The following is a 13,209-nucleotide window of genomic DNA, read 5'->3' as shown; positions in this document are numbered from 1 at the left end:
CCCTCCCATGACCCAGGCTCTCGACACCGTGCCCGCCCACGCCCCCAAGGCGCTCTCCGGAATCCGCGTCCTCGACATGACCCATGTCCAGTCGGGGCCCTCCGCAACGCAGTTGCTGGGGTGGCTCGGCGCGGATGTGGTGAAGCTGGAGGCGCCGAGCGGTGACATCACCCGCAAGCAGCTCCGCGATCTGCCCGACGTCGACTCGCTCTACTTCACGATGCTCAACTGCAACAAGCGCTCCATCACCCTCAACGTCAAGACGGAGCGCGGCAAGGAGCTGCTGACCGAACTCATCCGCCGCTCCGATGTGCTGGTGGAGAACTTCGGTCCGGGCGCCGTGGACCGGATGGGCTTCACCTGGGAGCGGGTCCAGGAGATCAACCCGCGGATCGTGTACGCCTCCATCAAGGGGTTCGGCGAGGGCCCGTACACCAACTTCAAGGCGTACGAGGTGGTCGCGCAGGCCATGGGCGGCTCGATGGCCACCACCGGCTTCGAGGACGGGCCGCCGCTCGCCACCGGCGCCCAGATCGGCGACTCGGGCACCGGGGTGCACGCCGCCGCCGGGATCCTCGCCGCGCTCTTCCAGCGCGAGCACACCGGGCGCGGCCAGCGGGTCAATGTGGCGATGCAGCACGCCGTGCTCAACCTCTGCCGGGTCAAACTCCGCGACCAGCAGCGGCTCGCGCACGGCCCGCTCGCCGAGTACCCCAACGAGGACTTCGGCGACCAGGTGCCGCGCAGCGGCAACGCGAGCGGCGGCGGCCAGCCCGGCTGGGCCGTCAAGTGCGCGCCCGGCGGCCCCAACGACTACGTCTATGTGATCGTGCAGCCGGTGGGGTGGCGGCCGGTGACCGAGCTGATGGGCCGCCCCGAGCTGGCGGACGACCCCGAGTGGGCGACGCCCGAGGCGCGGCTGCCCAAGCTCGGCAAGATGTTCCAGCTCATCGAGGAGTGGACGGCGACCCTCCCCAAGTGGGAGGTGCTGGAGCGGCTCAACGCCCACAACATCCCCTGCGGCCCGATCCTCTCCACCAAGGAGATCATCGAGGACGCCTCGCTCGCGGCCAACGAGATGGTCGTCGAGGTCCCCCACCCCGAGCGCGGCTCGTTCACCACGGTGGGCAGCCCGCTGAAACTCTCCGACTCCCCCGTCGAGGTCGTCACCTCTCCGCTGCTCGGTGAGCACAACGCGGAGGTGTACGTGGGCGAACTCGGCCTGGGCGACGAGGAATTGCGGCTTCTCAAGACGAACGGAGTCATCTAGTGGCGGACACCACCGAGGAGAGCAGGGCGGCCGTGCGCGCGCTGCTGGACGGAGCACTGGCACAGGGGCGCACCGCGCTCACCGCGCCCGAGGGCAAGGCCGTCACGGACGCGTACGGGATCCCCACCCCGGCCGAGGCGCTGGCCGAGAGCGCGGACGAGGCGGTGGCGCTGGCCGACCGGATCGGCTTCCCGGTGGCGATGAAGATCGTCTCGCCGGAGATCACCCACAAGACGGAGGCGGGCGGCGTCCGGGTCGGGGTCGCCTCGGCGGCCGAGGTGCGCGGCGCGTTCACCGCGATCGTCGCCAACGCCCGTACGTACGACCCCGATGCGCGCATCCTGGGGGTGCAGATCCAGCAGATGGTGCCCGCCGGGACCGAGGTGCTGATCGGCACGGTGACCGACCCGACCTTCGGCCCGGTCGTGGCGTTCGGGCTCGGCGGGGTGCTGGTGGAGGTCCTCAAGGACGTCACCTTCCGGCTGGCGCCCGCCACCGAGGACGACGCGCTGTCGATGCTCGACGGGATCCGCGCGGCGGAGATCCTGCGCGGGGTGCGCGGCGCTCCCCCGGTCGACCGCGACGCGCTCGCCGGCCTGATCGTGAAGGTCTCCCGACTCGCCGCGGACTTCCCGGAGATCGCGGAGGTCGACCTCAACCCGGTCTTCGCCTCGGCCGGCGGGGTGATGGCCGCCGATGTCCGGATCCTGCTCGCCGGGGAACGCCCCGCCGCGCGGCGCCGGTACGGCCGCGAGGAGATCCTGGCCTCGATGCGGCGGCTGATGAAGCCGACCTCGGTGGCGGTGATCGGGGCCTCCAACGAGGCGGGAAAGATCGGCAATTCGGTGATGCGCAACCTCGTGGAGGGGGGATTTTCCGGCGATATCCACCCGGTGAACCCGAAGGCCGATGACATCCTCGGCCGCAAGGCGTACAAGAGCGTGATGGATGTTCCCGGTGAGCCCGATGTGGCGGTCTTCGCGATCCCCGCGCGCTTTGTGCCGGCCGCGCTGGAGGAGGTGGGCCGCAAGGGCATCCCGAACGCGGTGCTGATCCCGTCCGGCTTCGCGGAGACCGGCGAACACGCCCTCCAGGAAAGGCTGGTGGCGATCGCCGAGGAGCACGGGGTGCGCCTGCTGGGGCCGAACATCTACGGCTACTACTCCACCTGGCAGGACCTCTGCGCCACCTTCTGCACCCCGTACGACGTGAAGGGCGGGGTGGCGCTGACCTCGCAGTCCGGCGGGATCGGGATGGCCGTCCTCGGCTTCGCGCGGACCACCAGGACGGGGGTCTCCGCCATCGTCGGTCTGGGCAACAAGTCGGACCTGGACGAGGACGACCTGCTGACCTGGTTCGCCGAGGACGAGCGCACCGAGTGCGTGGCGATGCATCTGGAGGACCTGAAGGACGGCCGCGCGTTCGTCGCGGCGGCGCGGGCCACCGTACCGAGGAAGCCGGTGGTCGTGCTCAAGGCGGGCCGCACGGCGGCGGGGGCGCGGGCGGCCGGCTCCCATACCGGGGCGCTCGCCGGGGACGACGCGGTGTACGACGACATCCTGCGGCAGGCCGGGGTGATCAGGGCGCCGGGGCTCGGGGAGATGCTGGAGTACGCGCGGGCGCTGCCGGTGCTTCCCACGCCGCGCGGTGACAACGTCGTCATCATCACCGGCGCCGGCGGTTCCGGGGTGCTGCTGTCGGACGCGATCGTGGACAACGGGCTGACCCTGATGGAGATCCCGCCCGATCTCGACGAGGCGTTCCGCGCGTTCATCCCGCCGTTCGGCGCCGCGGGCAACCCGGTGGACATCACCGGGGGCGAGCCGCCCGCCACGTACGAGGCGACCATCCGGCTGGGGCTGGAGGACCCGCGGATCCATGCGCTGGTCCTCGGCTACTGGCACACGATCGTCACCCCGCCGATGGTCTTCGCGGAGCTGACGGCCCGGGTGGTGGGCGAGTTCCGGGCGCGGGGGGTGGAGAAGCCGGTGGTGGCCTCCCTCGCGGGCGATGTGGAGGTCGAGGAGGCGTGCCGGTACCTCTTCGACCACGGGGTGGTGGCCTACCCGTACACCACGGAACGGCCGGTCGAAGTGCTCGGCGCGAAGTACCGCTGGGCGAGGGCGGCGGGGCTGCTGTGACGGCCGGGCGGCGGACGGTGGCGGACGAGCCGGCAGGAGGTGGTTGATGGCCTGACCTCACCCGCACAGCACGAAAGTTTTTGGACAGGGGGCGCTGGCCAGTTCTTTCGCTGCAAGTGATGCAAGGGGTGCTCGACCTCGATGACAACGACTCAACTCAACACGTCCGTGCCCTATCACGAGGTGACGGACCGCAACGGACGCGTGTACCGGATCGGTGAGAGCGACCGGGACATCATGGGGCGTCCCCGCTGGACGATGGTGCTCTTCCCGTGGATGGGCATGCTCGGGATCAGCTCGTCGGAGTACGCGTTCACCTCCGCGGAGGACACCCTGCACCAGGCCCATCTCTGGAGCAGTGGGCACATCTTCTGGCTGATGGGCGTCTGGGTCTTCTTCCAGGCGGCCGTGGCCTTCCCGGCCGGGCAGCTCAGGGAGAGCGGGCGGCTGCCCGCCCGGTACGCCATGATGCTGGGCGCGCTGGGGACGTTCCTGGGGTATCTCTCGCTGGCGTACGCCCCGCATGTCATCGTGGCGTACTTCGGCTTCGGGATGTTCAGCGGGATCGGGGCCGGTCTGGTCTACGCGACCTGCGTCAACATGGTCGGCAAGTGGTACCCGGAGCGCAAGGGAGGGAAGACGGGGCTGGTCAACGGCGGTTTCGCGTACGGTTCGGTGCCGTTCGTCTTTCTCTTCACCGCGTATCTGGACCTGAGCAACTTCCAGCGTGTGCTGGTCTCCGCCGGGCTGGCCTGCTGCCTCGTCGTCGGTGTGGCCGGGTGGTTCTTCAAGGACCCGCCGAAGTACTGGTGGCCCCAGGGCGCCGACCCGCTGAAGGTCTCCGACGACCCGAGGGTGCGGCGGGCGCTGGCGAAGAACCCGCCGGCGGTGAAGCAGTACACACCGAGGGAGGCGGCCCGTACGCCGGTGCTGTGGATGATGTGGTTCTGCCTGCTCTGCACGGCGGGCATCAACATCTTCGGCATCGCCTTCCAGGTGCCGTTCGGCAAGGACATGGGGTTCGCGGGCGGGATCGTGGCCACGGCGATGTCGCTCAAGGCGATCGTGAACGGGACGGGGCGCGGTGTCATCGGCTGGATCTCCGACCGGTACGGGCGCCGCCACACCCTGGTGCTGGTCTGTGTGGTGCTGGGGTGTGCGCAGTACGGTGTGCTGATCTCCGGGACGCTGGGCAGTATGCCGTTCTTCCTGCTCTGCTCGATGGTCTCCGGGTTCGGCGGCGGCGCGATCTTCCCGCTCTTCGCGGCGATGACGGCGGACTACTTCGGCGAGAACAACAACGCCTCGAACTACGGCATGGTCTACAGCTCGAAGCTGGTCTCGGGGCTGGTGGGCTCCGGGGTCGGGGCCGTCGTGGTGGGTGCCTGGGGGTACCGGGGCGCCTTTGTCATCGCCGGGTCCATCGGGATCGCCTCGGCCGTGCTCGCGTTCTTCCTGAGGGCGCCGGGGAGGCCGGACATCAAGCGGATCCGGCCCAACCCGAATCCGATCGGCCGCGAGGCCGAGTGACAGCGCGGTCCTCCGCACGGTGGGCGACCACCGTGCGGAGGACCGCTGTCGTCCACAGGAGCCGGGCCGTTACCGCTTCTCGCGGAGCCCGTGCAGATGGGCCGAGGACTTGCGGGCGAACTCGATGGAGTCGACCGGCTGATCGTGCTCGACCTGCCAGTGGTGGGCGCGCCGCCCGTTGTGGGTCTTGTTGACGGCGGAGATGAAGCGCCGGTAGTCGATGTCACCGTCGCCGACGTCGACCATGCGGTAGCCGTCGCGGGTCGTGTCGTCCTCGATGCCGTCCTTCACATGGAAGAGCGGGTAGCGGTGGGGCTGCTTGAGGACGTACTTCAGCGGGTCGAGCGGCGCGGGCCGGCCGTCCGGGGTCCTGCTGAAGCGGAACTGCGCGGTGTACGCCCAGTAGATGTCCATCTCCAGGTAGACCAGGTCGGGGTCGGTCTCGGCGAGCAGGACGTCGTAGAGGCGTACGTTGGGCCGGTCGGTGGCGAAGGAGAACTCCTCCGCGTGGTTGTGCTGGTAGAACTTCATGCCGCGCCGCTTCGCCGCCGCGCCGTACGCGTTGAAGTCGGCGGCGGCCCGCTTCCAGGCGTCGACGGTGGAGCCGTACCGGAAGGGTCCGGACGCGGTGCCTATGTGCTCCAGGCCGAGTTCCTGGGCGTCGTCCAGCACCTTGGTGAGGTTCTGGGCGAAGCTGTAGGCGTCGGGGTTGCTGTCGTCGGCGTAGTTGACATGGCTGCCGATGGGCTTGAGGCCGTGGTCCCTGGCGAGCCGCTTGAGCTGGCGCAGGGTGATGGCGCCGACGCTGCCCTGGGTGTATCCGGCGAACTCGATCTCGTCGTAGCCGAACCGCTCCAGCTCGTCGAAGACCTTGGCGAAGCCGATGGTGGAGACCTTGTCGCGGAGCGAGTAGAGCTGGATGCCGAGGCGTCCCGGCGGCAGGACGGGCTGGCCCTTGCCGTGGCCGTGACCGGGCGTGGTGCCATGGCCGGGTCCGTGGCCCTGGCCGTGGGCGGCGGCCGGGGAGGCGAGTGCCGTGCCGCCGACGACCGCCGCCGCGGTGGCTCCTGCGGCGACACCGAGCATGCCGCGCCGGCTGAGTCTGTGGGCGAGTTCGGGGTCTGCGGGGGTCTTGCGGCTCATTCCGGAACTCCTTCTGTGGTGGCGGGTCCGTGCACTCCGGCGAGGTGGAGGAGCAGGCTCTTGACGTCGGTGGCCGCGACGCGGTCGCCGACGGCACGGGGGGTGGAACAGAGGATGAGCGGACCTTCGTCGTCGCTCGCGGGGAGCCGTCCGTGGCTGCCCCGGATGGGGGAAGGGTCGAGGGGGACCACCGCGAGCCGGTACCGCATGCCGAGCTTCTTGCGGGCGATGGCGGTGGCGGCCTTGACCCGGACATAGGGGTCCAGGGGGTCCATGAAGAGTTCGACGGGGTCGTACCCGGGCTTGCGGTGGATCTCCACGAGCTGCGCGAAGTCCGGGGCCCGTGCGTCGTCCAGCCAGTAGTAGTACGTGAACCAGGCGTCCGGCTCCGCGACGGCCACCAGCTCGCCGGAGCGCGGATGGTCCAGCCCGGCCGCCTTCTTGCCCTCGTCGTCGAGGAGTTCGCCGAGCCCTTCGAGGTCCTTCAGGGCCTCGCGGGTGGCGTCCAGGTCCTCCGGGCGGCGTACGTAGACATGGGCGAGCTGGTGGTCGGCGACGGCGAAGGCGCGGGAGGCCATCGGGTCGAGGTACTCCATGCCGTCCTGGGTGTGGACCTCCAGCAGCCCGGCCCTGCGCAGGGCGCGGTTGATGTCGACGGGTCGGGAGACCGGGGTGATGCCGTACTCGGAGAGCGCCACGACCGTACGGCCTTCGGCGCGCGCGTCGGCGAGCAACGGGGCGAGGACGGCGTCGAGTTCGGCGGCGGCGCGGTGCGAGCGGGGGTCGTCGGGGCCGTACCGCTGGAGGTCGTAGTCGAGGTGCGGGACGTAGGTGAGGGCGAGATCGGGGCGGCGGGTGGCGATCAGGTGGCGGGTGGCGTCCACGATCCACTGGGAGGAGACGAGGTCGGCGCCGGGTCCCCAGAAGTGGAAGAGGGGGAAGGTGCCGAGTTCCGCGGTGAGTTCGTCGTGGAGTTCGGGTGGCCGGGTGTAGCAGTCGGGCTCCTTGCGGCCGTCGGCGTAGTAGACGGGGCGCGGGGTGACGGTGTAGTCGGTGTCGGCGCCCATCGCGTACCACCAGCAGACGTTGGCGACGGTGTAGCCGGGGTGGGCGCGGCGGGCCGCGTCCCAGAGCTTGTCGCCGGAGACGAGCCCGTTGTGCTGGCGCCAGAGCAGTACGTCGCCGAGTTCGCGGAAGTACCAGCCGTTGCCGACGATGCCGTGTTCGGCGGGGAGGGTGCCGGTGAGGAAGGTGGACTGGGCGCTGCAGGTGACGGCGGGCAGGACGGTGGAGAGCGGGGCCCGCGAGCCGTTCTCGGCGAGTTCGGTGAGGTGCGGCATGTGGCGGAGCAGCGCCGGGGTGAGGCCGACGACGTCCAGGACGAGGAGCGGGGTGGGGCGGGCGGCGTCGGGGGCCTGCTCCGGGGTGTCGCTCATGGCAGCTCCTTGAGGCCGAGGTCGACCAGCAGGTCTCTGGCCAGGATGAGTTCGGCGGCGATGCCCTCGGCGAGCCGGCCGCGCGAGCGGGGGCGCAGCTCCGGCGGGAGCGCCTGCCAGGTGTAGGTCTCGACCTCCAGATGGCGGGTGCGCGGGGTGGCGCCGCCGACCAGCCGGGCGAGCGCCGCCCGGAGTACGGGGAGGGTGGAGGTGAGCGGCGGGGCGGGCGGGGCGTGCAGGGGTACGTGGAAGTGGGCGCGCCAGGGCGCCCCTTCGGGCAGGGCGTCGCCGGCCAGCGCCTCGTCCAGGTCGTCGGTGCCGCGCAGCCCGGCCGCCGTGCTGGTCCTGGTCTGGTGGAGGAAGCGGGGTTCCGCGAAGGCGCGCAGGGCCTCCCGGACCTCGGGGAGGTGCGGGTGCTCGGCGTGCAGGGCGGCGGAGAGCTGGGCCTTGGGGATGGGGATCCGGGCGGCGTCCAGCGCGTCGAAGGCGGTGGCGGGGTCCTCGAAGGCGGTGGCGAGATGGCAGGTGTCGACGCAGATGCCGATCCGGTCGCCGGGGAGCGCGGTGAGCGGGGCGATGGCGTCGGCGGTGGTCTCGACGATGCAGCCGGGCTCGGGTTCGAGGGCGATCCGGATGGACTTGCCGGTCAGCTCGGCCAGCGCGTCGAGCCGCCCGGTGAGGGTGGTGAGCGCGGTGTGGGCGGTGCGGTCGGCGGCCTCGTCCCAGACGGTGCGCCAGCCGAGCGGCAGGGTGGAGACCGAGCCTTCGGTGACATCGTCGGGGAGGAGCGCGGCGAGCAGCCGGGCCAGGTCGGCGGTGTAGGCGAGCCGTTCGGGGTGGGCCCAGTTCGGCTCGTACACGCGGTACTTGACCTCTTCGGCGCCGAACCCCTCGTACGGGAAGCCGTTGAGGGTGACGACCTCCAGGCCGCGCCGGTCGAGTTCGCCCCGGAGGGCGCGGAGTTGGGCCGGGTCGTTGACGAGGGCCTGGGCGGCGTCCCTGGCGAGCCAGAGGCCGATGCCGAGCCGGTCGCGGCCGAGTTTTCTCCGTACCGGTTCGCAGTGGTCGCGGAGTTGGGCGAGGACGCCGTCCAGGGTCTCGGCGGGGTGGACGTTGGTGCAGTACGCGAGGTGGACGGTGGAGCCGTCGGGGTGGCGGAAGCGCATCGGCTCATTCCCCTCCGCGCAGTACGGAGTTGCCTTCGTGGAGGGCGTCCGGGACGGGGACGTCGAGCTGGAGCCGGCCGCTGAGTCCGTAGAACTCCACGGGGTTGCGCCAGAGCACCTGGTCGACGTCGTCGGCGGTGAACCCGGCGGCGAGCATCGCGTCGGCGACCTTGCGGGTCTTGAGGGGGTCGCTGTTGCCCCAGTCGGCGGCCGAGTTGACGAGGACCTTCGCGGTGCCGTGGGCCTTGAGGACGGCGACCATCCGCTCCTCGTCCATCTTGGTGTCCGGGTAGATGGAGAAACCGAGCCAACTGCCGCTGTCGGCGGCCTCCTTGACGGTGGTCTCGTTGAGGTGGTCGAGGAGCACCCACTCCGGGTCGAGGGCGGATTCCCGTACCACGTCGATGGTGCGGCGGAGCCCGGCGAGCTTGTCGCGGTGCGGGGTGTGGACGAGCGCGGGCAGCGCGTGGTCGGCCGCGAGCTGGAGCTGGGCGGCGAGCGCGGTGTCCTCGGCCGGGGTCATGGAGTCGTAGCCGATCTCGCCGACGGCGACGACGCCGTCCTTGACGAGGTAGCGGGGCAGCTCCTCCAGGACCGGGACGCACCTCGGGTCGCCCGCCTCCTTGGGGTTGAGGGCGAGGGTGCAGTGGTGTGCGATGCCGTACTGGGCGGCGCGGAAGGGCTCCCAGCCGAGCAGGGCGTCGAAGTAGTCGTAGAAGCTGGCGGGCGAGGTACGGGGCTGGCCGAGCCAGAAGGAGGGCTCGACCAGGGCGCGTACCCCGGCGGCGTACATCGCCCGGTAGTCGTCCGTGGTGCGGGACGTCATATGGATGTGGGGGTCGAAGATGCGCATCAGGACTCCTCGCCGGTGAGGTGGAGCACGCGGTGCAGGTCGGCGGGTACGGGACGGCCGGCCGCCGCGCGTTCCTCCGCGAAGTCGCGGAGCATACGGGCGAGTTCGGCATCCCGGTGGGCGCGCGGGCCCAGGCAGGCGACGGCGTCCAGCGGTACCCCGGTGAAGAGGCATTTGAGGACGGCGTGCCGCCAGCCGTGCGCGTCGAGGTGGGTGGCGGCGTACGGTCCCACGGCGGCGGCGAGGAGCCGGGGGTCGTTGGTCCGCAGCGCGTCCTCGGCCAGGTGCAGGGCGCCGGGTCCGGTGAGGAGGTCCGGCAGGGCGAGCAGCACGGCGCGCCGTTCGGCGGCGCTGCCCCGCTGGTAGAGCCGGGTGAGGGTGGCGGGTCCCGCCGCCGCGCGGCGGAGCAGGAGGGTGCGGACGGCGTCCGCGTGGTCCTGGCCGCAGTGCCGGCCGGCGGCGGCGAAGCGGAGCTCCCAGGGGGCGGCGGTGCTCTCGTCCCGCTCTCCGGCCCCTCGGGCGGCTTCGGTGGCCTCGGCGAGCGCGGTGTCGAGCCAGCCGGTGGCGTCGGGGGCGAGGCGGGCGGCGAGTTCGGCGCGGGTGGCGGTCATGCCCGTACCTCCTGGGCGCGGAGGAACTCCATGGATCTGCGGGCGAGTTCGGGTCCGGCGTGGGAGTGCCGGGGCAGCTCGACGACGGTCAGCCCCTGGTAGCCGGTGGCGGCGAGCGCGTCGAGCACCGCCGGGAAGTCGATCTCGCCGTCGCCGAAGGGGAGGTGTTCGTGGACGCCGCGCCGCATGTCCTCGATCTGCACATGGCGCAGCCACGGCGCGGCCTCCCGTACGCACGCGGCGGGCGAGGCGGGCTCCAGGCACTGGCAGTGGCCGATGTCGAGGGTGAGGCCGAGGTGGGGCGGGTCGCCGAGGCGGTGGCGGAGGGTGTGGAAGGCGGCGAGGTCCCCGACGAGGTGGCCCGGCTCGGGTTCTACGGCGAGCGGGATCCCGGCTCTGTCGGCGGCGTCGAGCACCGGGCCCATCGCCTCTTCGAGCCGCTTCCACGCGGTGTCGGGGTCGGTGCCCTCGGGGGTGACGCCGCTGAAGCAGTGCACGGCGTGGGCGCCGAGGTCGGCGGCGACCTGGACGGCGGTGACGAGGAGCCGGGTCCGGGCGGCGCGGCCGGCCGGGTCGGGGTCGAGGAGGGTGGGGCCGTGTTTGCGGCGCGGGTCGAGGATGTAGCGGGCGCCGGTCTCGACGGTCACATCGAGCCCGAGCGCGGTGAGCCGGCGGGCCACCCGGCGGGTGCGGTCGGCGAGTTCGGGCGCCAGGGGGTCGAGGTGCATATGGTCGAGGGTGAGGCCGACGCCCTCGTAGCCGAGGTCGGCGAGGAGGCCGAGGGCGTCGTCGAGGCGGAGGTCGGTGAGCCCGTTGGTGCCGTATCCGTAGCGGGGTCTCATGTGGGGCTCACTTTCCGTGCGACGGTGCGGGCGAGCGGTGCCAGCGCCATGACGCCCAGCGCCACCCCGGCGGCGCCGCCGCGTGCGGCGAGCGCGCCCTGGAGCGGGATCATGGCGCGGATGCCGCCGCCGACGGCGCGCTGGGTGAGGGGCGGGGAGGGGTTGAGCGCGGCGTGCAGCAGGGGGCGGCCCGCGGTGGCGGCGTAGGCGGCGGCGAGCCCGGCGGTGAGGGCGCGGGGGCCGGCCGGTCCTGCGGTGCGGGCCGTTCCGGAACTCTTCGGCCGGCGGCGGCCGAGAAGAGTTCCGATGGCGCCGGTCACCGCGAGGGCGGCGAGCGGCAGGGCGGTGGAGCCGCCGTGTGCCTCGCGGCGGGAGACGGTGGTGACGGCGGCGGTGTGCACGCCGAGCGCGGCGGCGGCCGGGAGCGCGGCCCGGACCGCCCCTCCCCCGGCGCCCGGCGCCGCCCCCGCGGTGGCGGTGGCGCCGAGCAGCAGGTCGAGGGAGCGGGCGGCGCCCATCGCGACCGGGCCGGCGACGGTGTGTTTGAGGTGGAGGTCGTACGACCAGACGGTGGCGGCCAGCGCGGTGGAGACCGCGAAAGCGGGCCGCCCGGCGCGGGCGGCGAGCGCCACTCCGGCGACGGTGAGCGCCCCGGCGGCGGCGAGCGCGGCGGGCGGGGAGACCCGGCCCGAGGGGATCGGCCGGTGCGGCCGGTCGACGGCGTCCTCGTCCCGGTCGGCCCAGTCGTTGAGCGCCATGCCCGCCTCGTACAGGCAGAGCGAGGCGCCCACGGCGAGCGCGGTGGTACGCCCCGGTCGTGCCCCGAGCACGGCGGCACCGGCGAGCGCGTCACCGGGGACGGTGAACAGCGCGGAGACCCGCAGCAGTTCGGCCCAGGCGCGGGGGGTGTTCCGGGCGGGGGCCGGGGTGCCGGACAGAGGACTCGGGGTGCGCGGCACGGAGCCCGGGGCGTCCGGCATCGGACGCGGGGAGTCCGGCGTGGGAGCCGCGGAGTCCGGTGGTGGGGGCTGGGTCATCCGGTTTCCCCCAGGCGGTCGGCGAGGGCGAGGAGTTCGGTGAACTGTTCGGCGAGCGCGGCGGGGCCGCCGTCCGGGTCCTTGAAGTAGAAGCCGAGTCCGGGCACCGGGCCGCTGATCCCCGCCTCGTGGGCGCGGGCGACCAGGCGGGCCAGGTCGAGGACGAGCGGCGCGGCGAGCGCGGAGTCGCACCCCTGCCAGATGGTCTGGAGGACCATACGGGAGCCGAGGAACCCCTCGAAGGCGATGTGGTCCCAGGCGGTCTTCCAGTCGCCGAGCGCGGGCACGTCGTCGATATGGACCTCGCCCTCGGGCGCGGCGCCCAGGGTGTCGGCGAGGACGCGCTCCTTGCCGGCGTTCTTCGCCGCCGCTGCCGCCGGGTCGGCCAGCGCCGCCCCGTCTCCGCCGCCGAGCAGGTTCGTACCGGACCAGGCGCGTACGGCCAGGGACCGCTGGACGAACATCGGCGCGAGGACGGAGCGGAGCAGCGTCTGGCCGGTCTTGCCGTCGCGGCCCGCGTGGGGAAGTCCGCGGGCCTGCGCGTCGGCGGTGAGGGCTTCGGTGCGCACCCCGGTGGAGGGGGTGAAGTTGACATAGCCGCACCCCGCCCGGAGCGCGGCGGCGGCGTAGAGCGAGCTGGCGGGCAGCCGGGGGTCGTCGGGGGCGGGTTCGGCCTCGGTGGAGGAGACGTTGACGACGACGGTACGGGCGACACCGGTGCGCCGGGCGAAGTCGGTGAGGTCGTCGGCGAACGCCGCGATGAGCTCGTCGTCGCTCCTGGTGTCGCCGGGCCCGGGTCCGCCGGGCCGTATCTCCCGGTCGGCGGCGGCGAGTTCGGTGTGGATCGCGGCGGGCAGCCCGTGCGGCAGCACCCCGGCGGCGGTGAGCGCCTCGGCGCGCTTGGGCAGCGGGCAGCTCGCGGTGTCGTGGCCGCCGAAGACGAGGGAGGAGAGGGCGGGCAGATGGGCGCGGGCGAAGGGCGGGGTCTCCGTGACCATGCCGGTCGGGGGGTGGAGTCCCGCGGTGACGGCCGCGCATCCGGCGACGGCCGTGGTGGCGACGGAGCCGCGGGCTCCGACGAACCAGACTCCGGTGCGCCCGGCGGCCGGGGCCTGAGCCGAGGCCGGGGCCGGGTGCGCTGCTGTCGATTCCGTACCGGTCGTGGTCACGGCTGCCTCCT

The 13,209-nt window shown here is 72.6% G+C and carries 11 protein-coding genes; 3 read left to right on the top strand and 8 right to left on the bottom strand.

Going from position 1 to position 13,209, the window contains the following annotated elements:
• Nucleotides 1–7: 7 nt before the first annotated feature.
• The 3 genes from frc to AB0O07_RS03325 all read left to right on the top strand — a co-directional run bounded on the left by frc (nt 8) and on the right by AB0O07_RS03325 (nt 4,941).
• On the top strand, nt 8–1,270 hold the full coding sequence (frc, locus tag AB0O07_RS03335) for a formyl-CoA transferase (protein ID WP_365626059.1): 1,263 nt from the start codon (nt 8–10) through the stop codon (nt 1,268–1,270).
• A complete protein-coding gene (locus AB0O07_RS03330; protein ID WP_365626056.1) occupies nt 1,270–3,411 on the top strand; it encodes an acetate--CoA ligase family protein in 2,142 nt (713 codons plus the stop codon). The genes frc and AB0O07_RS03330 overlap by 1 nt, the downstream gene beginning before the upstream one ends.
• 141 nt (nt 3,412–3,552) lie before the next feature.
• Nucleotides 3,553–4,941, top strand: coding sequence for an OFA family MFS transporter (locus AB0O07_RS03325; protein WP_365626053.1), 1,389 nt, complete (start codon nt 3,553–3,555; stop codon nt 4,939–4,941).
• A 69-nt stretch (nt 4,942–5,010) separates the two neighbouring features.
• Here AB0O07_RS03325 and AB0O07_RS03320 read toward each other — a convergent pair whose 3' ends face one another.
• From AB0O07_RS03320 to AB0O07_RS03285, 8 genes are read right to left on the bottom strand one after another with little or no spacing between them, the layout of a single operon-like run.
• Nucleotides 5,011–6,084, bottom strand: a complete 1,074-nt coding sequence (locus tag AB0O07_RS03320; RefSeq protein WP_365626050.1) for a sugar phosphate isomerase/epimerase — start codon at nt 6,082–6,084, stop codon at nt 5,011–5,013.
• Complete coding sequence (locus AB0O07_RS03315) at nt 6,081–7,520, bottom strand: nucleotide pyrophosphatase/phosphodiesterase family protein (protein ID WP_365626048.1); 1,440 nt, start codon at nt 7,518–7,520, stop codon at nt 6,081–6,083. Before AB0O07_RS03315 ends, AB0O07_RS03320 begins: the two co-directional genes overlap by 4 nt.
• Nucleotides 7,517–8,686: a metabolite traffic protein EboE gene (gene eboE / locus AB0O07_RS03310; RefSeq protein WP_365626045.1), complete on the bottom strand. Its 1,170-nt coding sequence runs from the start codon at nt 8,684–8,686 to the stop codon at nt 7,517–7,519. The genes AB0O07_RS03315 and eboE overlap by 4 nt, the downstream gene beginning before the upstream one ends.
• Before the next feature lie 4 nt (nt 8,687–8,690).
• Entirely contained in the window at nt 8,691–9,539 is an 849-nt protein-coding gene (locus tag AB0O07_RS03305) for a TatD family hydrolase (RefSeq protein WP_365626042.1), read from the bottom strand.
• Nucleotides 9,539–10,150, bottom strand: a complete 612-nt coding sequence (locus AB0O07_RS03300) for an EboA domain-containing protein (RefSeq protein WP_365626039.1) — start codon at nt 10,148–10,150, stop codon at nt 9,539–9,541. The genes AB0O07_RS03305 and AB0O07_RS03300 overlap by 1 nt, the downstream gene beginning before the upstream one ends.
• Nucleotides 10,147–10,992 carry a sugar phosphate isomerase/epimerase family protein gene (locus tag AB0O07_RS03295; protein ID WP_365626036.1) on the bottom strand — a complete coding sequence of 282 codons (846 nt, stop codon included), beginning with the start codon at nt 10,990–10,992 and terminating at the stop codon, nt 10,147–10,149. Before AB0O07_RS03295 ends, AB0O07_RS03300 begins: the two co-directional genes overlap by 4 nt.
• Complete coding sequence (locus AB0O07_RS03290) at nt 10,989–12,029, bottom strand: SCO3242 family prenyltransferase (protein ID WP_365626033.1); 1,041 nt, start codon at nt 12,027–12,029, stop codon at nt 10,989–10,991. Before AB0O07_RS03290 ends, AB0O07_RS03295 begins: the two co-directional genes overlap by 4 nt.
• Nucleotides 12,026–13,198: an inositol-3-phosphate synthase gene (locus AB0O07_RS03285; protein ID WP_365626030.1), complete on the bottom strand. Its 1,173-nt coding sequence runs from the start codon at nt 13,196–13,198 to the stop codon at nt 12,026–12,028. Before AB0O07_RS03285 ends, AB0O07_RS03290 begins: the two co-directional genes overlap by 4 nt.
• Between the last annotated feature and the right edge of the window lie 11 nt (nt 13,199–13,209).

The organism is Streptomyces sp. NPDC093085 (assembly GCF_040683935.1).
Taxonomy (GTDB): domain Bacteria; phylum Actinomycetota; class Actinomycetes; order Streptomycetales; family Streptomycetaceae; genus Streptomyces.
This window is presented reverse-complemented; position numbering and strand designations above follow the sequence as displayed.

Coding starts and splice junctions, on each gene's coding strand:
- frc (WP_365626059.1), top strand. CDS start 8: ATGACCCAGGCTCTCGACACCGTGCCCGCCCACGCCCCCAAGGCGCTC.
- AB0O07_RS03325 (WP_365626053.1), top strand. CDS start 3,553: ATGACAACGACTCAACTCAACACGTCCGTGCCCTATCACGAGGTGACG.
- AB0O07_RS03320 (WP_365626050.1), bottom strand. CDS start 6,084: ATGAGCCGCAAGACCCCCGCAGACCCCGAACTCGCCCACAGACTCAGC.
- AB0O07_RS03315 (WP_365626048.1), bottom strand. CDS start 7,520: ATGAGCGACACCCCGGAGCAGGCCCCCGACGCCGCCCGCCCCACCCCG.
- eboE (WP_365626045.1), bottom strand. CDS start 8,686: ATGCGCTTCCGCCACCCCGACGGCTCCACCGTCCACCTCGCGTACTGC.
- AB0O07_RS03305 (WP_365626042.1), bottom strand. CDS start 9,539: ATGCGCATCTTCGACCCCCACATCCATATGACGTCCCGCACCACGGAC.
- AB0O07_RS03300 (WP_365626039.1), bottom strand. CDS start 10,150: ATGACCGCCACCCGCGCCGAACTCGCCGCCCGCCTCGCCCCCGACGCC.
- AB0O07_RS03295 (WP_365626036.1), bottom strand. CDS start 10,992: ATGAGACCCCGCTACGGATACGGCACCAACGGGCTCACCGACCTCCGC.
- AB0O07_RS03290 (WP_365626033.1), bottom strand. CDS start 12,029: ATGACCCAGCCCCCACCACCGGACTCCGCGGCTCCCACGCCGGACTCC.